2 protein-coding genes are annotated in these 632 nt (G+C 73.9%); one reads left to right on the top strand and one right to left on the bottom strand.

Translation table 11 applies throughout. From position 1 onward, the window contains the following. The coding region (locus GH736_RS23985; RefSeq protein ID WP_328596965.1) for a serine dehydratase beta chain at positions 1-243 on the bottom strand (243 nt) is incomplete at its 3' end. 195 nt (positions 244-438) lie between these two features. On the opposite strand from GH736_RS23985, the gene GH736_RS23980 reads away from it, so the two are divergent. After that, positions 439-632 (top strand): hypothetical protein (locus GH736_RS23980; RefSeq protein WP_159607608.1); only part of this gene is annotated, 194 nt, incomplete at its 3' end.

The following is a 632-nucleotide window of genomic DNA, read 5'->3' as shown; positions in this document are numbered from 1 at the left end:
GCAGTCGTCGGGCTTCAGGCCCGCGAGGCCGGCCACCACCGCGTCGGGCGTGCCGTGGCCGAGGCCGGTGGCCCCGAGCGAGCCGTAGAGCGAGCAGGTGACGCGGCTGACGCGGTCGAGGATGCCCTCGTCGGCGAGTCGCTCGGCGAACGCACGAGCCGCCCGCATCGGGCCGACGGTGTGCGAACTCGAGGGGCCGATCCCGATCGAGAAGAGATCGAGGGCTGAGACGAACGCTGTCACCGTTCAAGGCTACGCCGGTGATCGCGCACGCATCCCGCGTGCGGTCGCAGGATCCTGCGTCGGAAGCCCCGGGGACGCACGCCCGCCGCAGGGCGTGCGACGCGCGCCCACCGGCAGGCTCAGGCTCGGGCGGTGGGCCGAGCCCGGCCCTCAGCCACCGCTCATCGACTCGCGCGTAGGCTGGATCGGATCCCCATGACTGACGACACCACCACCATGCTGCCCGCGATCGGGCCCGTCCTCACGCACGAGTTCGCCGCGGAGGCCGACGTCATCGAACGCGCGTTCGCCGCCGGCCCGTACGGCCACCTGCCCAAGGACGCCGAGCGGCGCACGTTCGAACGCGACACCGCGGGGCGCGCGGCATCCGGTGCCGTGCTCGTCGCGCG

The organism is Agromyces humi (genome assembly GCF_009720255.1).
GTDB lineage: Bacteria > Actinomycetota > Actinomycetes > Actinomycetales > Microbacteriaceae > Agromyces > Agromyces humi.
This window is presented reverse-complemented; position numbering and strand designations above follow the sequence as displayed.